General features: G+C 45.5%; 18 protein-coding genes and 1 other annotated feature. Of the genes, 17 read left to right on the top strand and 1 reads right to left on the bottom strand.

All coding sequences use genetic code 11. The features are described 5' to 3' along the window. Window positions 1-113 precede the first annotated feature (113 nt). From QFZ80_RS19910 to leuS, 14 genes are all read left to right on the top strand, one after another. Entirely contained in the window at window positions 114-1073 is a 960-nt protein-coding gene (locus tag QFZ80_RS19910) for an AAA family ATPase (RefSeq protein WP_307560629.1), read from the top strand. Window positions 1074-1077: 4 nt separating this feature from the next. Next, window positions 1078-2364, top strand: coding sequence for a DUF58 domain-containing protein (locus tag QFZ80_RS19905; protein ID WP_307554894.1), 1287 nt, complete (start codon window positions 1078-1080; stop codon window positions 2362-2364). Continuing rightward, the gene (locus tag QFZ80_RS19900) at window positions 2357-4591 is read left to right on the top strand and encodes a transglutaminase TgpA family protein (RefSeq protein ID WP_307554896.1); all 2235 of its coding nucleotides are present in this window, start codon (window positions 2357-2359) and stop codon (window positions 4589-4591) included. Before QFZ80_RS19905 ends, QFZ80_RS19900 begins: the two co-directional genes overlap by 8 nt. 60 nt (window positions 4592-4651) lie before the next feature. Then, complete coding sequence (locus QFZ80_RS19895; protein WP_307554898.1) at window positions 4652-5428, top strand: alpha/beta hydrolase; 777 nt, start codon at window positions 4652-4654, stop codon at window positions 5426-5428. A 202-nt stretch (window positions 5429-5630) separates the two neighbouring features. Then, window positions 5631-6125 carry a YqeG family HAD IIIA-type phosphatase gene (locus QFZ80_RS19890; RefSeq protein ID WP_307554900.1) on the top strand — a complete coding sequence of 165 codons (495 nt, stop codon included), beginning with the start codon at window positions 5631-5633 and terminating at the stop codon, window positions 6123-6125. Between the two features lie 8 nt (window positions 6126-6133). After that, a complete protein-coding gene (gene yqeH / locus QFZ80_RS19885) occupies window positions 6134-7249 on the top strand; it encodes a ribosome biogenesis GTPase YqeH (protein WP_307554902.1) in 1116 nt (371 codons plus the stop codon). A gap of 17 nt (window positions 7250-7266) precedes the next feature. Beyond that, the gene (gene aroE, locus QFZ80_RS19880) at window positions 7267-8127 is read left to right on the top strand and encodes a shikimate dehydrogenase (RefSeq protein ID WP_307554905.1); all 861 of its coding nucleotides are present in this window, start codon (window positions 7267-7269) and stop codon (window positions 8125-8127) included. Window positions 8128-8147: 20 nt separating this feature from the next. Further along, a complete protein-coding gene (gene yhbY / locus QFZ80_RS19875) occupies window positions 8148-8441 on the top strand; it encodes a ribosome assembly RNA-binding protein YhbY (RefSeq protein ID WP_029193567.1) in 294 nt (97 codons plus the stop codon). 12 nt (window positions 8442-8453) lie between these two features. Next, window positions 8454-9041, top strand: a complete 588-nt coding sequence (locus QFZ80_RS19870) for a nicotinate-nucleotide adenylyltransferase (RefSeq protein ID WP_307554907.1) — start codon at window positions 8454-8456, stop codon at window positions 9039-9041. Continuing rightward, entirely contained in the window at window positions 9031-9597 is a 567-nt protein-coding gene (gene yqeK, locus QFZ80_RS19865) for a bis(5'-nucleosyl)-tetraphosphatase (symmetrical) YqeK (protein ID WP_307554909.1), read from the top strand. Before QFZ80_RS19870 ends, yqeK begins: the two co-directional genes overlap by 11 nt. 17 nt (window positions 9598-9614) lie before the next feature. Then, complete coding sequence (rsfS, locus tag QFZ80_RS19860; RefSeq protein WP_060645306.1) at window positions 9615-9962, top strand: ribosome silencing factor; 348 nt, start codon at window positions 9615-9617, stop codon at window positions 9960-9962. Beyond that, window positions 9959-10852 carry a CvfB family protein gene (locus QFZ80_RS19855; protein ID WP_307560626.1) on the top strand — a complete coding sequence of 298 codons (894 nt, stop codon included), beginning with the start codon at window positions 9959-9961 and terminating at the stop codon, window positions 10850-10852. The genes rsfS and QFZ80_RS19855 overlap by 4 nt, the downstream gene beginning before the upstream one ends. 1 nt (window position 10853) lies before the next feature. Further along, window positions 10854-11612 carry a class I SAM-dependent DNA methyltransferase gene (locus tag QFZ80_RS19850; protein WP_307554914.1) on the top strand — a complete coding sequence of 253 codons (759 nt, stop codon included), beginning with the start codon at window positions 10854-10856 and terminating at the stop codon, window positions 11610-11612. A gap of 68 nt (window positions 11613-11680) precedes the next feature. Beyond that, window positions 11681-11993, top strand: a binding site (T-box leader). Between the two features lie 88 nt (window positions 11994-12081). After that, on the top strand, window positions 12082-14541 hold the full coding sequence (gene leuS / locus QFZ80_RS19845; RefSeq protein WP_307560624.1) for a leucine--tRNA ligase: 2460 nt from the start codon (window positions 12082-12084) through the stop codon (window positions 14539-14541). A gap of 26 nt (window positions 14542-14567) precedes the next feature. On the opposite strand, the gene comER is transcribed toward leuS, so the two are convergent. Next, entirely contained in the window at window positions 14568-15395 is an 828-nt protein-coding gene (gene comER, locus QFZ80_RS19840; protein ID WP_307554919.1) for a late competence protein ComER, read from the bottom strand. A gap of 317 nt (window positions 15396-15712) precedes the next feature. On the opposite strand from comER, the gene QFZ80_RS19835 reads away from it, so the two are divergent. The 3 genes from QFZ80_RS19835 (at window position 15713) to QFZ80_RS19825 (ending at window position 19919) form a co-directional block, all read left to right on the top strand. Continuing rightward, complete coding sequence (locus QFZ80_RS19835) at window positions 15713-16210, top strand: ComEA family DNA-binding protein (RefSeq protein WP_307560622.1); 498 nt, start codon at window positions 15713-15715, stop codon at window positions 16208-16210. A 109-nt stretch (window positions 16211-16319) separates the two neighbouring features. Beyond that, window positions 16320-16832, top strand: coding sequence for a deoxycytidylate deaminase (locus QFZ80_RS19830; RefSeq protein WP_307554924.1), 513 nt, complete (start codon window positions 16320-16322; stop codon window positions 16830-16832). A 504-nt stretch (window positions 16833-17336) separates the two neighbouring features. Continuing rightward, window positions 17337-19919, top strand: a complete 2583-nt coding sequence (locus QFZ80_RS19825) for a DNA internalization-related competence protein ComEC/Rec2 (protein ID WP_307560619.1) — start codon at window positions 17337-17339, stop codon at window positions 19917-19919. The last annotated feature ends 156 nt before the right edge of the window (window positions 19920-20075 follow it).

Genomic DNA, 20075 nt, shown 5'->3' with positions numbered 1-20075 from the left:
TTACGTCGTAAATTTTCTGAAACTCGAATGCTTACGACGTAAGTTTTCTTACGAAAACTCAGTAACGCTATCGAAGCAAGTTTTGCTGAGCAAAACTCTAAGGAGGATCACACATGGAAACTGCCACCCATCATCATGTAGAAGCTCTAGCTAGGTTGAAAACGAATTTGGAATCATGCATTCTTGGCAAGAGCTCTGAGATTGAATTGTTGCTAACTGCGATGCTGGCCGGTGGGCATGTTTTGCTTGAAGATGTGCCGGGTACTGGCAAGACAGTGCTGATTAAAGCACTTGCTCGATCCATAGATGGTCAATTTCGCCGTATTCAATGTAATCCGGATTTATTACCTTCCGATATAACAGGTGTTTCTATATATCATCCCAAAGAAGAGAAATTCCTGTTCCGTTCAGGACCGATTATGGCGAATATTTTACTAGTCGATGAGATTAACCGGGCAACAACCAAAACACAGTCTGCTTTGTTGGAAGCAATGGAAGAACAACACATCACCGTCGATGGTGATATACATGAGCTTCCTTCACCATTTATGATGCTGGCGACCCAGAACCCGATTGACTTCGAAGGCACATATATTTTGCCTGAAGCGCAGCTTGACCGATTCATGATGAAGTTTAGCCTAGGTTATCCGAGTGAAGCCGCCGAGAAGCAAATGATTACATCCCAGAGCAAAGTGCATCCGATGGAGGCACTGCAGGCGATCATGAATACGTCTCAAGTACTAGCCATCCAGGAACAGGTCCGTCATGTCCACTTGGATGAAGCAGTAGCTGATTATTTAGTGACCATTACTAGAAAAACGCGGGAACATCAGGCTGTATTCCTCGGAGCCAGTCCAAGAGCAACGCTTTCATTAGTTTTGGCTTCCAAATCTTTTGCATTCCTCCATGGAAGAGACTATGTGATTCCTGATGATATTAAATACCTTGCTCCTTATGTTCTTGGTCATCGAATGATTCTTCATTCCGAAGCCCGTATGGACGGAGCGACGGTTTCCTCAGTTCTCGGCGCGATTTTCGAGCAAGTACGCGTGCCGGTTCGATTGGAGAAGTGAGCCTATGAATCGACCGGTATTCAAACGATTCGGGGAATTTCCCCGGTTTCCGGCAGCTCTATGGCTTCTTATTTCTTGTTTCACAGCTAGTTTATTGTTCCTGTTGTTTCAAGGTGGGAAGCTGGCCTCTATGCTTTTTATTATTATCACGTTATTGTCTGCTTATTTACTCTCTGGCAACTGGAGTGGAATTAAACGTGCGCAAGGTACCCGCAAGCTTACGAATGTAGGTCAAGAAACTCAAATAGAAGCTGGGCAATCATTGCAGATTGGTATTGGCGTGCAGATTCCGGGGTACTGGCCTATTCCTTATATGATGATTAAAGATCAGCTTATTCGACAGAATGGGGAAGAGACCATTTTCGAAGGCTCCATTGTTCCGGATTGGAAACGTAGAGGCGAATTACTTTACAGTACCCCACCATTAAGAAGAGGGTATTATCGATTTGGTGATACGGAGTGCTTAACCGAAGATATTTTTGGCTTCTTTCAGCATAAGGGACGATTAGAGCTTCAGCAGCCGATTACTGTGTATCCACAAACGGTTGCTATTCGGGAATGGGCGCAATTTCACCAAATGCTTAAGGGCATGCAGCATCACTCCACAACGACACGAGCACATCGTGAAACGACGCAAATTAATGGTGTCCGTGAATATATTTATGGAGACCGCTTATCACGTATACATTGGAATGCCACTGCGAAGACAGGTACATGGAAATCCAAAGAATTCGAGCGAGAATCCCTTCCCAAGACGATTATTCTATTGGATCGGAATGCCAGGGCCTACCGGGACGCTGCCGAATTTGAACTGGCGGTATCTGTAGCAGCGTCCTTATTTCGATATGGAGCGAGTCGTGATTTAGCACTGGGATTACTTTCGATTGGGAAGGAATCCACGTATTTTGAACCGAAGCAAAGTCAGAAACATCACAAGCAAATCATCCAGCATTTGGTCGGGGTAGAAGCAGATGGTTATCACTCACTTCACCAAATCATCAAAGAACGCTCGCGGGAATGGCCAGCAGGCTGCTTCTTTGTACTTATTTCACCGCAAAAGGGCTCAGCGATGATACAAGTGATTCATCACCTGGAACATCTTCAGATGAATCCATGCCATATCTGGGTTCATGCGAAGTCCAACCATGTATTCAAACCGCAAGGGACGGACATTGAAGGTCATCAGGAGGATTGGATTAAGGCGATTCGCTCACAAGGTTATATGGGTTATGAGGTTAGTCAGTTGACGGACTTGCCTAACCTGTTGGGAGGGGCGAAACGTTATGCCTAACGTACTTTGGAAAAGGATTTTGCTGACGGATTGGTCAAAGCGAGTTACAGCAATTCTTACGGGGATTTTCCTTTATCAATTTGTTATTTGGATCATGAAAGAAGATGGACTTTGGTTGCCTGAAACAGTCGCCTTTGTGACGGGAACCCTCTTAATTGTAGCGGTTACTTACCTCATACCGCACTTACATCGCGGCTGGCGTTCCTTGATTCAATTTGGTTTGATTATATGGCTGCACGGAATTGGTATGAGCTATCATTTTGTTGCGGTTAATGTGACGGCATGGAAGGATGCAGTGAAGTGGATTGCTCTGAATGCGGGGCAGTTGGAGCCGTACATTTGGTTTAGTTTAACTGCATGGATTACTTATTTGTTTGCGATGTGGTCAGTCCAATCAAGACTGCGTGTATTTGTCCTTATTTTTGTCAGTATCTTATTTTTTGCTATTCGAGATTCCTTCAGTATAATCTTTTTGTGGCCGCAAGTAGCTATGGTCATATTTTGCGGATTCTCACTGTTGATGGTTCAGCATTTTAGTCAACTGAAGAGGCGGGCTCCGGTCATTTGGGAAACGATTACGGATTACCCGTCAACCCTCATTGTTCCCGTTCTATTGATTGTCGGTGTCACTTTTCTAGTTGGTCTACTAGCACCAACTGTGAATCCGATATTAACGGATCCTTATACAGCCTGGAAAGTAAGCCGTGGTGAAGCTGTCCCTCTACTTGGAAAAGGAGTCAGCATCACGTCATCTACGAACGCCGATGCTTCTTCCGGTTATAGTCGGGATGACAGCCGGCTTGGCGGTGGTTTTCGTTATGATTACACGCCGGTTATGACCGTTGAAACGAGCAAGAGAACTTACTTCCGAGGCGAAACGAGATCGTTATATAATGGAAAAGGCTGGGAGTTTAGCCCCGTGGAGCGGAAATTGCCAGTCAATCGTGTGAATGGTAATCCGCTGCCGCTAGATCCGCGATTTGACCTGTCACTTTTGAAAACCAAAGAAGTGACTCAAACGGTTGTTATGGATAGAGAGGAAGTATTTCCCGTTTTGTTCGGGGGATTCGCTATCCAGAAGATTGTGGAAGTGAATAAAGGTGAGAACCCGTTTCAACGCCTGATTTGGTCTCCGCGTCAGTCTGAACTGCGCTACGCAGGAAGAAATAATTATCCTAAAGATTATACAATCGTTACCCAGGAACCTATTCTGGAAGAAGCGTTATTGCGAGAAGTCAAATCAGACTATGCCAATCAACTGGAATGGGCGGAGTATCTACAAGTGCCTGCCGACCTTCCTGGACGTGTGAAGCAGCTGGCTGTTGAAATTACCAAGGCAGCGACGAATCCTTATGACAAAGCAAAGTCAATAGAGAAGTATTTATCGGATAATTATCCGTATACAAATACCCCAGATGAAAGCAAAGGCAAGAGCAAGGATTTCGTAGACCGCTTCTTATTTGAAGTGAAGCAAGGGTATTGTGATTATTACTCAACGTCTATGGCTGTATTAACCCGTTCTATTGGGCTTCCAACTCGTTGGGTGAAAGGCTATTCATCGGGCACCTCACCGATCCCTGAGGAATTTAGGGATTTAGGTATTTTGAGTCAACTGGGTACTGAAATCGATGTGGATGGAGCAGGTACCTATACAGTTAGAAATTCAGACGCCCATTCGTGGGTTGAAGTGTACTTTGAAGGCTTTGGCTGGATACCCTTTGAACCGACCTCAGGCTTCAGTCTACCGAATGTGTTCCCAGAGCAAACACCGCCACCCGTTGATCTATCAACGGAAAGTGACCCTGTTACTTTGCCAGAAGAAACTAAAGAGGCTCCGAGCCTTACATGGTTGTGGTTGACATTAAGCGGTGTAGCTGCTATCGCAGTTGTTGCAGTTGGTTTATTCTTTATCTCGAAAAGCGACTACTGGAGAGTATGGCTAACACGCAGGAAGAAAAGGCAAGCCGTTAATTTTAATCAGAAAATTATCGTTGAATTCGAAAAACTGCTGCGGCTAAGCCGTCGTAAGGGTTACACGAGACATGAGTACGAAACCATGCGAGAAGCGACGACAAGGTGGTCGAACCAAAGTAAGTGGATGAAAAAAGAGTTAGAAACGGTGCTCGAATTGTTTGAGCGCGCGAAGTACAGTCAGGAGAATTCCACTGAAGTCGACTACCAAACCGTTAGTCAATCTATTATTCGATTAAAAGAACAAATGAAATAGGGCAATGAAGCCACTCACCTTTCGAGGGGGTGGTTTTCCTATGAGAGGAGATTATGATATATGGCTTTTATCGACTGTCATTTTTATTCGGATTCCCTTGGTGTTTCAGCTTCAATGCACGTCATTTTGCCGCAAGCTGCTCAAAATCAAATCGGGTTGGCATCTGCGGTTTATGGGATAAAGCATCCTACGCTATATCTGCTGCATGGCTTATCCGATGATCATACGATTTGGATGCGAAGAACCTCGATAGAACGGTATGCTTCGAAGTTGGGGATAGCGGTAGTCATGCCTGCCGTCAATCGCAGCTTTTACACCGATATGGCGTCGGGGCCGAAATACTGGACGTTTATTAGTGAAGAATTGCCTGCTATAGCACGATCATTTTTCCCGCTAGCTGAGGAAAGAGAATTGAATTATGTGGCAGGCCTGTCCATGGGTGGCTATGGCGCGATGAAACTCGCACTTTCACATCCAGATCGGTTTGCAGCAGCGGCAAGCTTATCTGGGGCATTAGATGTATCACAAAGAGCATTGAATTTTCCTGACGACTTCCAACTTATTTATGGAGATGTGAACAAGATTAAAGGCAGCGGGAATGATTTGTTTTATTTGGCAGAGCAGCTCTCAGGATCGACTAAACAATCCCCTATGTTCTATCAATGCTGCGGTACGGAAGACTTCCTTTATGAAGATAATATTCGATTCCGAGATTATTGCCGCGAATTGGGGTTGGATCTGACCTATGAAGAAGAGCCAGGCGAACATGAGTGGAGCTATTGGGATCGTAAAATTCAAAACGTATTGAACTGGTTGCCGCTTCCGACCCGTTCCTAGTGGGAAAATATGTTCTTTTCTTTTTGCAACAAGTGGATCACTATGGTATAGTTTCACGTATATAATATAGGGATCTTTGAATGTAATTCAAAGTCTCTCTGCTTAGGGATCTTTGAACGAATTCAAAGTCCCTCCGCTTAGGGATCTTTGAACATAGTTCAAAGTCTCCCCGCCTGCGAGGAAGCAGTTGGAGGTAATTTGTTTGCTGAAAAAGCTAGTGCCCAGACAATCTGTACATACGATCTATGATATTGATGCCAATCACCTATGGGGATTTGGTGTTCGCGGTATCATAACAGATCTCGATAATACACTCGTAGGCGCACGAGATCCGCTTGCGACTCCGGAGTTAATTGAGTGGTTGAATCGTTTGCAAAAAATGGGCTTCAAGGTCGTCATCGTGTCCAATAATAATCATGGACGGGTTTCAGCCTTTGCGGAGCCGCTAGGTATTCCATTCATTCACCGGGCTAAGAAACCAACGAACGTTTCATTCCACAGAGCCATGAAGCTGCTTGGTACGAATGCGAGACAAACAGCTGTCATTGGTGATCAAATGTTAACAGACGTTCTTGGAGGCAATCGGATGGGGCTATACACGATCCTTGTTCAACCCATTTCAATTAAGGATGAGGGTTTTTTTACGAAAATCAATCGTCGTATTGAGAAATGGGCTTTAGCAAGGATGAAGAAATAGGAGGATTCATGAGTACAGAAACGATTAATCATTGCGCGGGGTGCGGCGTATTGCTGCAAACGGAAGAAAAAGGTAAGCTGGGCTTTATCCCGGCTGAAGCGATGCAGAAGGAACCGATTATTTGTCAACGCTGCTATCGCATTAAGCATTATAATGAATCTTCGAGCATCACACTGCAGCAGGACGACTTCCTTAAATTACTAGGACATGTCGGCCAAACGAAAGCTCTGGTTGTGAAAATCGTAGATATTTTTGACTTTGAAGGCAGTATGATTAGCGGACTTGCACGCTTTGTGGGTACGAATCCTGTTCTGTTAGTTGTGAACAAGATTGATTTGCTGCCAAAAGTGACGAACGCAAACAAGATCATTAACTGGGTACAGCGCAGAGCCAAAGAGGAGAACCTCAAGGTTGTTGATATTATCCTTTGCAGCGCGAAGAAAAACATTGGTTTCGATCGTGTTATTACAGCTGTGCAGGAATATCGCGGCAACATGGATGTTTATGTGGTCGGTGCAACGAATGTCGGTAAATCGACGCTCATTAACCGCTTAATCAGTGATTATAGTGATCTGGAGTCGGAGCTTACGACGTCACAGTACCCGGGTACGACGCTGGATTTGGTCAAAATCCCACTGGATGATGGTCGGTTTATCGTTGATACACCAGGTATCGTGCACACTCATCGTTTAACTGAAGTCGTGAAAAAGCGTGATTTAACTAGAATCATGCCTGACAAACCGCTTAAGCCGATGGTGTTTCAATTAAATGAAGCGCAAACGTTATTTTTTGGCGCCTTAGCTCGATTTGATTTTATTAGCGGTGAACATCAATCGTTCACTTGCTACACGTCAAATGCCATTCAAATTCATCGAACAAAGCTAGAAAAAGCCGATGATTTGTATGAAGAACATAAAGGTGTCATGCTTGCGCCACCTAACCTAGCGGACTTGGACGAGCTGCCTAAGCTTGTGAAGCATCCGCTGCACATTCCGAAGGGGAAACAGATGGATGTGTTGATCTCTGGTTTAGGCTGGATTAAAGTGAACAGCTTAGCTGGAGCACAGCTTGCCGTTCATGCGCCGAAGGGGATTAAGGTTATCACGCGTGAGTCGTTGATTTAGGGGGACAAGAGGAGAACATGGAGAAGAACCGGACGATTGACAGTCATACCATTCTATATGGGGTTTTCGGAGATCCGATACGGCATTCCCGTTCCCCGATAATGCTGAATCGGGCTTTTCAGGAAGCGGGTATTAATGCCGTTTACGCTGCTTTCCATGTTCGGCCGGATGAACTTGGCGATGCTGTTCGCGGGATACGGGCATTAGGATACAGAGGTATCAATGTAACGATTCCGCATAAAGTGGAAGTTATGCAGTATTTGGATGAAATCGATGAAGGGGCTAGGATCGTTGGGGCGGTGAATACCATCGTTAATGAATCTGGCAAGCTCATCGGTTACAATACGGACGGTATTGGCTATGTGCGATCGCTTAAGGAAGAGACGGGTATTGAACTGAGAGGGAAAAGTGTACTTCTCCTTGGGGCTGGTGGAGCGGCGAGAGGCGTTGCCTATGCGCTTGCCAAAGAAGGAGCAGGCCGTATCTATATCGCGAATCGTACCAAAGAACGGGCCTTGGAGCTTGCCGACACGATTAGTAGCTACACCGAAGCGATTGGACTTGGTATGGACGAGCTAGGATATGTTGTAAATGAGGTCGAATTCGTTTTGAATACAACTTCGGCCGGCATGCATCCTCATGTTGATGAACTTCCGCTACCGCTTGAACTCCTGCGTTCGCACCATCTGGTCAGCGATCTCATTTATAATCCGCGAATTACAAGATTTCTTCGTGAAGCGGAAGCAAGAGGAGCCCGCATACATGGCGGACTCGGTATGTTTATTTATCAAGGTGCTTTTGCCTTTGAATATTGGACTTGTACCCCTGCGCCCGTTGCGGCGATGAGACAGGTGGTAGAACAGTCGTTAGCTGAATAAGAATGAATAGAGGGACATCCATGTTAACAGGCAAACAGAAACGTTATTTGCGCTCAATGGCGCACCACTTAGATCCAATCTTCCAAGTAGGTAAAGGCGGCGTGAACGATCATTTAATCCGTCACATTCAAGAAGCTTTGGAAGTTCGTGAATTGATTAAAATCACTGTACTTAACAACAGTGGAGAAGACCGCGACGAGGTCGGTACTGAATTATCCGAAAAGTCTGGCGCAGAGCTCGTGCAGGTTATCGGTAAAATCGTCGTGCTTTACAAAGAATCGCGTGACAAGAAGAAGATTGAACTGCCGCGCTAAAGAGGTGGAAGTATGCTTGTCGGAATAATGGGTGGCACCTTCGATCCTATCCACACCGGTCATCTGATCGCGGCGGAGAGAGCGAGGGTGGAAGCGGATCTCGCCGAAGTGTGGTTGATGCCGGCAAATGTGCCGCCGCATAAGCCAAATGCGCCAAAAGCGACGACAAAGCAGCGCTGGGAGATGGTTTGCCTTGCTGCGGAAGGCAATCCTTTTTTTCGTCCAATGGATATCGAAATCAGCAAAGGCGGCGTATCTTATAGTATCGATACGATTGAGCTGCTCAGCAAGGAATACCCAGGTACGGAATTTGCTTATATTATAGGTGCCGATATGGTTCAATATTTGCCGCAGTGGCATCGCATTGATGACATCGTGCGGCATATTCGCTTTATTGGATTAGCTAGACCTGGCTATGATCTTGACATGTCGCATATGCCTATGAACATTCGTAATCGAGTTACGATTGTACCCACGCCGCTTATTGAAATTTCGTCAACAGCTATTCGTAAGGAAAGGCAAAGGAACGGTTCAGTCCGTTACCTTGTCCCAGACTCGGTGAATAGTTACATGGAGGTGAACCGATTGTATGAATCGTAAGGAACTGATAGCCGCGGTAAAGGAACAAATGCCTGAGCGACGCTGGCTGCATACACTCGGTGTCATGGAAACTAGCGTTATATTAGCGAAACGCTTTGGTGGAGATCCGGTCAAAGCGGACCTTGCGGCCATTTTGCACGATTATTGCAAGTATTGGCCCGTTCAGGAGCAAGCTAAGATTATCCGCGAGAACGGATTGCCCCAAGACTTGCTGGACTATGATAAGGAGCTGTGGCACTCCCATGCTGGAGCTTTTATCGCTAAGGAGCAATTTGGCATCCATGATGAGGAGATACTAGATGCAATTCGGTATCACACCTCCGGACGTGTTCAGATGACACTAATGGACAAAATCGTATGCTTAGCAGATTATATGGAGCCTGGACGTGACTTTCCGGGTGTGGATATCATCCGCGAAATCGCTGAGCGAAGCTTAGAGAAGGCGCTGGTAGCCGGTTTTGATTCCACGATTAGCTTTTTAATTGCCAAAGGCAAACGGATTTATCCGCTTACTATTTTGACACGGAACGATTTGATTACACAAATAAACACATAACCCTGGAGGTTGATTGAATGAGTAAAAACCCAGAAGAAGTTTTGGCTTTTGTTGTTGAGGCTGCTGAAGATAAAAAAGCGGCAGATGTTGTAACACTAAACTTGAAAGGCGTATCCTTAATTGCCGACTATTTCGTTATTTGTCACGGGAATTCAGAAACGCAAGTGCAAGCGATTGCCGGCGAAGCTAGAAAGAAAGCACATGAGCATGGCGTTAATATCAGAGGCTATGAAGGTATTGATACAGCAAGATGGGTTCTGCTTGATCTAGGGGATGTTGTTCTTCATGTCTTCCACCGCGATGATCGTGAATATTATAATATCGAAAGACTTTGGTCTGATGCCAAAGTTGTGGAGCGCGTATGAGAATGGAAGCAGGATCCCTTGTTACCCTAGAGGTAGCGAGGGAGGTTCCTCCTAACGGTTATTTCCTTACTGACGGCCAGCAGGATGTTCTTCTGCCTTATGCAGAAATCGTAGGTAAAATACAACCCGGAGAGCATGTTGAAGCCTTCATGTTCCACGATACGCAGGATCGATTGATGGCTACAATGAAGCGTCCGCTTCTTCTCATGGGCGAAGTAGGACTTCTGGAAGTTGTAGATATTCACCCTAGATTTGGATATTTTCTGGAAATGGGACTGGGTCGCCACTTATTACTTCCTTACCGACATGTACCGGAGCTCGAGGAGCTGCGTCCACAAGTAGGAGATAAGGTATTTGCCACTTTAGCTCACGATCGGCAAGGACGTTTAATCGCTAAGCTGGCTCTGGAAGAGGATCTGGCTCCTCTTTGCGTCCGTGCACCTTCTAGCTGGAATAATCAGTGGGTTAAAGCTCGTGTCTATAGACCGCTACAAATTGGCACCTTTGTCATTTGCGAAGCCGGCGTCCTCGGCTATGGTGTTATTGGACTTATTGCTGCTCCAGAACGGACACGCTTGCTGCGTGTAGGTGAGTTAGTTGAAGTACGGGTCGCATTCGTTCGTGAAGAGGATGGTCGGGTCAATCTATCGATGCGACTCCGTAAAGAAAAAGGGATGGATGAAGATTCGGAGCGCATTTTGAGTGTCCTTCAAGAACGACCTGGAAATGCGATGCCATTTTCGGATAAAACGTCTGCAGAGATCATTAAGGATCGGTTTGGCCTTAGTAAAGCGGCATTCAAACGCGCATTAGGCAAGCTTATGAAGGACGGGCTCATCTATCAGGAAGATGATTGGACCTATCTGAAGCAAGAGGAGACGCAAGGTTAACATGAGTTACGAAAAATTCGCGTATACCTATGATCGCTTGATGAATAGCATGCCATATGAAGATTGGCTTCGTTTCGTGAAAGAAAGCTTCGAACGATTTGGTATGAAACCATCTACGATTGTTGATCTGGGCTGTGGTACTGGGAATTTGACGATTCCTTTAGCTTTGGAAGGGTACGAGTTGACGGGTATTGATTTATCTGAAGACATGCTGGCAGTCGCTGAGCAAAAAACAGGGGAGCACATTCAACTGCGCGGTGGCGCCATTCATTGGGTACAACAGGATCTGCGTGAATGGGACCTCGGTGAACAAGTGGATGTGGCGCTTTCGATCTGTGATAGTCTCAACTATTTGTTAGAGGACGAAGATATCGTTGATGCTTTTCGCCAAACCTTTAAGGGGCTCAAGCCTGGCGGTCTTTTCCTTTTTGATGTGCATACTCCTGAGCAATTGTTCGCTTATGCGGAATCTCAGCCCTTTTTCCTGAATGAAGAAGATGTTGCTTACATTTGGACAAGTGAGTTAGATGAAGAAAAAGTGCAAATTGAACACGAGTTGACCATATTTGTCAAAAATAGCGATGGCACGAATTCATTTCGACGCATCGATGAAACTCATCAACAGCGAGCTTATTCTTTGCAATGGCTAAAGCAAACGCTGCTTGCTGTCGGTTTCACAGAGGTACATATGGCCGCCGATTTTACTTGGGAGCAACCTACCTCTATGACGGAACGTGCTTTCTTTATTGCAAAGAAATAACGGGAATGAAGTCCATCACAGCTTGACAGTGCGGTATTATTTTACATATAATCAAAGCTAATTAGATTATTAAAGCTTAGAAGAGGAATAGTAGCTTGTACAGCATCTTTCAGAGAGCCGGATGTAGGGTGGAAGCCGGTAGATGTTAGTCTTGTGAACTCGCCTCGGAGCTAGAAGGTGAATCACCATGTTAAGCGGAGAGACTTTGAGCTACACTCAAAGATCCCTATAGCGGAGAGACTTTGAGCTACGCTCAAAGATCCCTATAAATGGTGCTAGCTGGATCGTCTCACCCGCGTTAAGGGGCAGAGTGAACACAGGCAAAGAATGTCTTGTGTTAACTAGGGTGGTACCACGGGAATCTAACCTCTCGTCCCTAGCGATATCCGCTAGCGATGAGGGGTTTTTTGGCGCTTACAGCGCTTTTGAACCATGAAGAGGATGGCTGTACACAGGGAGGATTTTACACATGACACAAGAAACTAAAGAAACAAAAGAGCAGCAAGGCTATAATCCACAGGCAATTGAGCCGAAATGGCAGGCTTATTGGGATGCGAAGAAAACGTTTAAGGTGCTTGAGAATTCGGATAAGCCGAAGTTTTATGCGCTGGATATGTTCCCTTACCCATCCGGAGCTGGTCTGCATGTAGGACATCCGGAAGGCTACACAGCAACTGATATCGTTTCACGTTTCAAACGGATGAGAGGCTTTAACGTACTTCATCCAATGGGATGGGACGCTTTCGGACTTCCTGCTGAACAGTACGCACTGGATACGGGAAATGATCCGCGAGAATTCACCAAGAAGAACATTGATACATTCCGTCGTCAAATTAAATCACTAGGCTTCTCGTACGATTGGGATCGTGAAATTAGTACAACAGATCCTGAGTATTACAAATGGACACAATGGATTTTCATCCAGTTGTACAATAAAGGACTCGCTTATGTGGATGAAGTGCCCGTAAACTGGTGTCCAGCGCTGGGAACTGTTCTTGCTAATGAAGAAGTGATTGACGGCCTGAGCGAGCGCGGTAACCATCCGGTTATTCGTAAGCCGATGCGTCAATGGATTCTGAAAATTACCGAGTACGCAGAACGTTTACTTGAAGATCTTGAGGAGCTGGATTGGTCCGAAAGTATCAAAGATATGCAGCGCAACTGGATTGGTAAATCCACAGGCGCAGAAGTCCAATTTGCGATTGATGGATACAATGAGAAGAGTTTGACGGTTTTTACGACACGTCCAGATACATTGTTTGGCGCTACGTACTGTGTTCTTGCACCTGAGCATGAGCTTGTTACGCAAATTACAACGGGAGATCAAGCAGCTGCCATTAAGGAATACCAAGAAAAAGCTTCGCGCAAAAGCGATCTTGAGCGTACGGATTTGGCAAAAGACAAAACAGGTGTTTTTACAGGGGCGTATGCTGTCAATCCGGTTAATGGCGTGAAAGTGCCAATTTGGATTGCTGACTACGTGCTTGGCGGTTACGGTACGGGAGCAATCATGGCTGTTCCAGGACACGATCAACGTGACTGGGAGTTTGCTAAACAGTTTGATTTGCCGATTATCGAAGTCGTGCAAGGTGGAGATGTTGAGAAGGAAGCTTATACTGGTGACGGGGCGATTGTCAATTCCGGCCCGATTAATGGCTTGAACATCGAACAGGGGATCAGCCATATGATCGCTTGGTTAGAGCAAAACGGCAAAGGCCGCGGTAAAGTAACCTACCGTTTGAGAGATTGGCTATTCAGCCGTCAAAGATATTGGGGAGAGCCGATTCCAATTCTTCATCTTGAAGATGGCACAATGAAGCCTGTTCCCGTGGATCAACTGCCACTCTTGCTTCCACAAGTCGATGAAATTAAACCATCAGGTACAGGAGAATCACCACTTGCGAACGTATTGGAATGGGTAAATACGATTGATCCGGAAACCGGCATGAAAGCTCGCCGTGAAACGAATACCATGCCGCAATGGGCTGGCAGCTGCTGGTACTATCTACGTTTTATCGATCCGCGTAATGATAAAGAGTTTTGTTCGCAAGAGCTTCAGCAGCAATGGCTGCCAGTAGATCTTTATATCGGCGGAGCAGAACATGCAGTTCTTCATTTGCTGTATGCGCGTTTCTGGCATAAGGTGCTTTATGATCTTGGTTTTGTTCATACCAAAGAGCCTTTCCATAAGCTTGTAAACCAAGGGATGATTCTTGGTGAGAACATGGAGAAAATGAGTAAATCTCGCGGTAACGTTGTAAATCCAGATGATATTGTCAGCGATCAAGGGGCCGACACACTGCGTATTTACGAAATGTTCATGGGACCACTTGAAGCGACCAAACCTTGGAACACAACGGGTGTGGATGGTATCTATCGTTATTTGAATCGTGTATGGAGACTGTTTGTTGACGAGAATGGTCAAATAAATGCTAAAATCAGCGCCGACGAAACATTGGGCAGCGATGCGTTCAAACGTACTTGGCACCGGACGATCAAAAAAATAACCGAGGATTTCGAAGCCCTTAGGTTTAATACAGCGATCAGTCAAATGATGATTTTCGTTAACGAAGCCTATAAAACAGAGCGTTTACCGCTTGAAGCGATGAAAAATTTCATTCAGATGTTATCCCCAATTGCACCGCATTTGGCCGAGGAACTTTGGGAGAAGCTTGGCGGCACAGAGTCAATTACCTATCTGCCATGGCCAACCTACGATGAAGCGTGGACAGTCGACAATGAAATTGAGATTGTTGTACAGGTCAATGGTAAAATTGTTGATCGTGTGCTGATTTCCAAGGATACAGATGAAGCAGCGATGGAGAAAATCGCATTTGACCTCGATAAAGTCAAAGAAGCGACCGCCGGAAAGGCCGTTCGCAAATTGATTGTTGTAAAAGGCAAATTAGTAAATATTGTTGTAGGATAGCAAGGGAAGTTGGCAATTTGGGAAGGTTACTGCTTCAGAGTAAACAGCAGCTCAGCCTTCTCAATGTCTTCTTCATATTTGGCATGTGTAGCACAAATGACTCGTGAGAATATCCCCGCAAGCTCGTTGTCCAAAATACGTAAGCCTTCCGCTGTTATTCCACCGGGAACAGATACACGTTTTTGCAGACTAGCAGGGTTGAATCCTCCGGTCGTAAGCAGCTTTCCTGTGCCTAGCGTCATTTCACTAGCAAGTAAGGTCGCTTCCTCAATAGAAATACCAGTTGCCTCAACAGCCGCATCAATAAAAGATTGCAGGAATTTGGCTAAAAAAGCGGGACCGCAGCTGGATATGTCGGAAGAGATCCGCGTATAATTTTCGGAAACACGAATAGGTGAGGAAATATGCGCAAATAGGTTCTCAAGCCATTCTTTATCCTCAGGCTGCATTCGATTCCCATGAATACATAGTGTAGCACCACTTAACACGTAGTTGGTGATACTTGGGATAATTTTACTGATTTTCGCCGACAGAAGACCTTCCAAATGTTTGAGCAGGACAGGGCTTGTAATGGACACGATGAGTTGAGAGGGAAGCACGTCCTCTTTAATTTCATCAATAACTTTCTTGAATTCAGACGGCTTCACACAGAGAAAGATGAGATCGCTCCCCAGTACGACTTCTCTATTCGACCCGGCAACATGAAGTCCAGGATATGTCTCCGCTAGAAGCTCAACTTTACGAATTGTTCGATTTCCCGCTATAATTTGCTCCGGATTGAAAGCTCCAGAATGAATGAATGCTTCAATCAGAATACTTCCCATACTCCCAGTACCGATGAATCCTGCTTTCATCCAGTAATCCCTCCCGAAAAAATCAGTCACTTTCTTTCATAGTTTATTGAACGGGGTCAGTTTTAATTGCCATTCGGATGCTTTTTCATGTATATGTTCATATGCCAGCAATTATGTTCGGAAAGACTTAAGATGCAAGTTTTGCTAAATCAAAAATCTAAAGTTTATGGTTACGAAGTTAGTTTTGCTAAAGCAAAACTCTTAGGAGGGAATTCGTGGATTTTTTTGGTTACAAAAAAGGAAGGATACTAATCATGATGGCAGCGATCTGTTTATTTGCTTTCGTCGTTTTGCCTTTCCTTCGTGGAGGCAGATCTATGATACAAACAGATTTTATACCTTTGAACACTCAAATGCAGGCTATGATTTCACAAACTGAAGAGGACCAGGTACCTAAATCGAATCTTACAAGCAAATTAGATTCGAAATCGACCTTAGGAATAGAACAGAAGGCAACGATAGAAACAGAACCGAAAGGAGCGTTAGAAGCAGAACCAAAGGCATCAATAAACACAGAAACTAAAGCAACGATACCTGCACTTACAGCAATACCTACGCCTTCTGTTGTATCTAATGAAAAGCCGGAAGCTAGTTTGCCAGCAGCAGGGTCTACCGGGCGATTGGATCTTAACACCGCTACGTTTGAACAGTTAGATGAGATACCGGGTATTGGAGCGAGCAAGGCAAAGGCTATATTGGACTATCGGTTGAAAAAGGGGCGATTTAACCGGATTGAAGAGCTGATAGAAGTGAAGGGCATCGGGGAGAAAATGCTCGAGAAATTGAAAGCATTTCTTTATGTAACTTCAACATAGTCCTTTCCTTCCTTTTATTTTGCAAGGAAATATGAGAGAATACTAGAAATGAAAAAAAGGATCCAATGACTACACATGGGTCTTCGGAAGGAGGAGTCAGCAATCCGTTATGAGCATCCGTAAAGATTGGGATACTTATTTCCTCGATATAGCTTACATGGCATCAACTCGATCAAGATGCAACCGTCGGCATGTGGGGGCAGTGTTGGTTCAGGGCAAGAAGCTGCTTGGAACAGCTTACAATGGTGCACCTATGGGTGTTCCCGATTGTACAGAGGCAGGCTGCATGCTTGTAGAAGAAATTGAGCTTAAAGTGGTGGATGGTACCGAGGAAGTTATTCGTAAACAGCGATGTATTAGAACGATTCATGCAGAGCAAAATTTGCTGCTATTTACGGATCGGGAAGATCGCGAAGGATCGACTGTCTATGTTACAGATCAGCCTTGCTGGACATGTGCGAATATGCTGGCCAATAGCGGTGTAATGGAAATCGTTTTCCATCGCGGGTATCCCAAGGATCATGAAAAAGTAAGCCATTTGATGGAAGACAGAGGCATCGTTTTCCGTAGATTGGAAGGATATGAACCTCCACCTGGCACTGTATCTGAAGTTGTGAATTAAATGGTCTACTGAAACAAGGGGAAGAACCTCTTTCTAGAAGCAGCCGTTAGGGCTGCTCTGGGGAGAGGTTTTTTTGTTTGTTCATTCAGCTGGGAAAAGTGTGGATATCAAGGCACTGTAACTATGCGGTACCTACATTTTCATTGGAGTAAATACAGTGTAATGGCTATTCTGACACGGGTTATCGTGCTTTGACTGGAAATAATCCAATGAAATATATGATTTTCCTTGGAAATTGTCTTTTCAAGAGACTTCTATTGGAATCCAATAGAACCTGTTTTCTGAAGTCTGAGAGTGAAAAACATTGTAAAAAATCCAATGATGTTGAAGTTGATGAAGGTGAATGATGAAAGTGAAAGATGAAAGGTGAAAGATGAAAGACGAATATTGAAGTTGAAGATTAATGATTAATGATGAAGTTCAAAGTATAGGTTTCTTCAATTACGTAACTTATGTAAATGAATACAATTCGATTTTATAACATTCAAGAGGAGGGGGAAGCAAATGTATATGCAAATGCTAGTGAAACGACCAGTTGTTATAGGGTGTTGTCTGTGGATAACTGGCTACGTGCTCGCGCTCTATACCGAGCTGCGGTGGTTATCTTTGATGACGAGTACGCTGCTGTTAGCCGCGCTTATCGTCATCTATGCGCTGCGGCTGCCTGGCAGACAGCCGCTGTGCGCCTTGCTGCTGGTCGGAGTAGCCTATGGCTACTTCCAATGGACCGACCAGCGCAACGTCTCTGCGCTGCTCCCGAAGGCGCAGCAGCAGCAGACCCTGGACGGCAGCGAGGTCACGCTGCTCGGCCGATTCTCCAGCCCTGTCACCGTCGACGGCGACAGGGCCAGCTTCACGATGGAAGCGGAATCCATCCGCTTCCCAAGCACGGAAGCTTTCCCCCTCGGCGGGGAAAGTGTGCAGGTCTCGCTGCGCCTGCTCCAGCAGGAGCAGCAGGCGGTGGCGTCGGGCTGGCGCCGAGGCGACGCCTTGACGCTGCACGGGACGCTGCGCAGCCCGTCCCCCGCCCGCAACTTCGGCGGCTTCGACTACCGCCGATACCTGCGCCTTCACCACACCCATTGGCTGCTCGCTGCCAAAGGGGTGGATCAGGCGCAGGTCGAGCCTGCGGAAGCGCGTATAAGCGTCGTCCAGCTGCTGCGCTGGAACGACGAGCTGCGCGGCGCCCTCAGCAGGCGCATGGATCTTATCTTCCCCGCGCCGCAGGCGGGGTTCATGAAGAGCATGCTGATCGGTCAGACGGACGATCTCGATCCGGAGCGCTTCCAGCAATTTTCGGAGCTGGGATTGACCCATATTTTAGCCATATCCGGCTTAAATATTGCTGTTTTTCTCGGTGTATGTATTTGGATCATGCGCCGATTAAAGCTGGCGAAGGAGACCTATTTGCTAATCTGTATATGGTTATTGCCGTTTTATATCCTATTGACAGGTGCTTCCCCTTCGATCGTTCGGGCCGGACTCATGTCTATAATTGCCCTCTATGCAGCTCGGAAAGGGCTCTTTAAGGATGTTTTACATGTTATGGCGATTGTCGCATGGATCATGCTTTTGTGGGATCCATACTTTTTGCTGGATGTCAGCTTTCAGCTTTCATTTCTGGTTACACTTGGTCTTATTGTTGGGGTACAAAGAGTCAATGATTTAATCGTTCCGTGGATTTCTTCCCCAATTATAAGAAATACGGCCTCCATCACGCTTGTTTCCCAAATGGTATCCTTCCCGGTATCTATTTATTATTTTAATCAGTTTTCTTTATTGTCTTGGCTAGCTAATGCCATTTTGGTTCCTGTTATTAGCATGATTGTATTCCCCGCTGGCCTGCTAGCTTTAGTTCTGGGAATTATTTATGTCCCTGCTGGTAGAAGCATCGGTATGCTTATTTCTTGGTTAAACGAAGTGATTTTCTGGATGACAGACAAGCTTCAACATTTGCACCAATTTAAGTTGCTATGGCCGTCGCCAAGCTTACCCTGGATAACTTTTTATTATGGTTTTCTCATTTTGATTTATGGATTATGTCATCGCATGTCGCAAGAAGCTGGGGGAGAGCCTCCGGTTATTTTGGTAAGTGTTAAAGGCAAAAAGAAGGTGAACTTATCGAAATGGCTCGTATGTGCGACAGGAGGTTTCCTGTTATTGCTTTGGATGGGGTATTCGCCTGAGCGCTTCAACCGGTCCGGTCTTGTTCAATTTATCGACGTTGGTCAAGGTGATGCTATACTGATTCGGACGCCTTATGGTCGACATATTCTGGTTGATGGTGGAGGGACTCTTACATTTAGGAAGCCTGGTGAGGCTTGGAAAATTCGTAAGGATCCTTATGAAGTTGGCCAAAAGCTGCTGGTTCCGCTGCTCAAGAAACGTGGTGTTCATCAGATTGATCTCGTTGTTCTCACACATGAAGATGCGGACCATAGTGGGGGTCTGCAGGCTGTTATTGCGCAAATGCCCGTCAAGCAGTTTCTCTTTAATGGAACGCTCAAGCCAGGGGCAAGCATAGAGAAATTATTTGACACCCTGCTAACGCGAAAAGTGCCGCTTTTGCCTGCGAATGTAAGCAATTGGATTCAGATTGATCCGCTTACCAGATTGCAGGTTCTGTATCCATTGGAAAGAGATAATCAGCTCATTGAAATTGTCAAAGAACAGAATGCGCAGTCCGTTGTTTTCTTGCTCGAGATGCAGGGGACGCGTTGGTTATTTACAGGGGATATGGAGAAAGAGTCTGAAGCTGTTGTGGTCGATTATTTAAAAGAACATCCTTCGTTAATAGATCAAGAACAACATATAAATCACAGGGTCGATGTACTAAAAATTGCTCATCATGGCAGCAAAACGTCCACGACACCAGGGTGGCTCGATTTTTGGAAGCCTTCATGGGCGGTCATATCTGTAGGAGGTATGAATAGCTATGGTCACCCAGCACCTGATGTGTTAAGGCGTTTGGAAGAAAATGAGGTGCAGGTGTTACGTACAGATCAAATGGGGGAAGTGCAACTAGAGGTCCGCAAAGAGGGCATTTACTCGCGTGTAAAAATAATGGATGAACTGACCTCTAAATGATCTCTATCAAGAGTTGTTCGATTGTGGATCTTTTCGTTCTTCTTCTACAGGTTCCTGTTTCCAAGGTGGATCACCATTCGTGTGAAGCTCCTTGTATATCCAATGAATACTATAGGGAATCACGAATGAAAGAATGGTACAGATAAGTACCATCCC

This window comes from Paenibacillus sp. V4I7, assembly GCF_030817275.1.
Taxonomy (GTDB): Bacteria; Bacillota; Bacilli; order Paenibacillales; family NBRC-103111; genus Paenibacillus_E.
This window is presented reverse-complemented; position numbering and strand designations above follow the sequence as displayed.

Coding starts and splice junctions, on each gene's coding strand:
- comER (WP_307554919.1), bottom strand. CDS start 15,395: ATGAAAGCAGGATTCATCGGTACTGGGAGTATGGGAAGTATTCTGATT.
- QFZ80_RS19910 (WP_307560629.1), top strand. CDS start 114: ATGGAAACTGCCACCCATCATCATGTAGAAGCTCTAGCTAGGTTGAAA.
- QFZ80_RS19835 (WP_307560622.1), top strand. CDS start 15,713: ATGATACAAACAGATTTTATACCTTTGAACACTCAAATGCAGGCTATG.
- yqeH (WP_307554902.1), top strand. CDS start 6,134: ATGAGTACAGAAACGATTAATCATTGCGCGGGGTGCGGCGTATTGCTG.
- yqeK (WP_307554909.1), top strand. CDS start 9,031: ATGAATCGTAAGGAACTGATAGCCGCGGTAAAGGAACAAATGCCTGAG.
- QFZ80_RS19825 (WP_307560619.1), top strand. CDS start 17,337: ATGTATATGCAAATGCTAGTGAAACGACCAGTTGTTATAGGGTGTTGT.
- aroE (WP_307554905.1), top strand. CDS start 7,267: ATGGAGAAGAACCGGACGATTGACAGTCATACCATTCTATATGGGGTT.
- QFZ80_RS19905 (WP_307554894.1), top strand. CDS start 1,078: ATGAATCGACCGGTATTCAAACGATTCGGGGAATTTCCCCGGTTTCCG.
- QFZ80_RS19830 (WP_307554924.1), top strand. CDS start 16,320: ATGAGCATCCGTAAAGATTGGGATACTTATTTCCTCGATATAGCTTAC.
- QFZ80_RS19855 (WP_307560626.1), top strand. CDS start 9,959: ATGAGAATGGAAGCAGGATCCCTTGTTACCCTAGAGGTAGCGAGGGAG.
- QFZ80_RS19870 (WP_307554907.1), top strand. CDS start 8,454: ATGCTTGTCGGAATAATGGGTGGCACCTTCGATCCTATCCACACCGGT.
- yhbY (WP_029193567.1), top strand. CDS start 8,148: ATGTTAACAGGCAAACAGAAACGTTATTTGCGCTCAATGGCGCACCAC.
- rsfS (WP_060645306.1), top strand. CDS start 9,615: ATGAGTAAAAACCCAGAAGAAGTTTTGGCTTTTGTTGTTGAGGCTGCT.
- leuS (WP_307560624.1), top strand. CDS start 12,082: ATGACACAAGAAACTAAAGAAACAAAAGAGCAGCAAGGCTATAATCCA.
- QFZ80_RS19850 (WP_307554914.1), top strand. CDS start 10,854: ATGAGTTACGAAAAATTCGCGTATACCTATGATCGCTTGATGAATAGC.
- QFZ80_RS19895 (WP_307554898.1), top strand. CDS start 4,652: ATGGCTTTTATCGACTGTCATTTTTATTCGGATTCCCTTGGTGTTTCA.
- QFZ80_RS19900 (WP_307554896.1), top strand. CDS start 2,357: ATGCCTAACGTACTTTGGAAAAGGATTTTGCTGACGGATTGGTCAAAG.